Origin of the sequence: Pseudomonas fluorescens, from assembly GCF_902498065.1 — a bacterium.
Taxonomy (GTDB): domain Bacteria; phylum Pseudomonadota; class Gammaproteobacteria; order Pseudomonadales; family Pseudomonadaceae; genus Aquipseudomonas; species Aquipseudomonas fluorescens_BJ.
Map to the genome: position 1 here is coordinate 1 of NZ_CABVIR010000029.1, position 523 is coordinate 523.

At 64.4% G+C, this 523-nt stretch carries 1 protein-coding gene; it reads left to right on the forward strand.

Annotated elements, in window-relative coordinates; genetic code table 11:
• Positions 1-523: sulfurtransferase (locus tag F8N43_RS29210; RefSeq protein ID WP_150654715.1), on the forward strand; the 523-nt coding region annotated here is incomplete at both ends.

Here is a 523-nt window from a genome sequence, read left to right on the forward strand (position 1 = left end):
AGCTATGCCGACCTTGAGCGTGACCTGAGTGGCGCGGTGGTCAAGGGCGTGACCGGGCGTCATCCGTTACCCGAGCCGGCGCAACTGATCGAGCGCCTGCAAGCCTGGGGAATCAACGCCGATAGCGAAGTGGTTCTGTATGACGACGGCCCGGGTGCCTATGCGGCGCGGGCCTGGTGGTTACTGGCGTGGTTGGGCAAACGCGATGGTGTATTCATTCTCGATGGCGGTCTCAAGGCCTGGCACGCGGCCGGTTTGCCGCTGAGCCTGGATGCGCCGGCGATTACTCGTGGCTCCTTCACCGGCAGTCCTGACACGGCGTTGCTGATCAGTGCCGAGCAGTTGCAAAAGCGCCTCGCGCAGCCGGAGCTGACCCTGCTCGATGCCCGCGCACTGCCGCGTTTCAAGGGTGAAGTAGAACCAATCGATCCGATTGCCGGGCACATTCCTGGCGCCCAGTGTGCGGCGTTTACCGAGAACCTGGGCAGTGACGGGCGCTTCCTGCCGGCCGATCAGCTCAGGC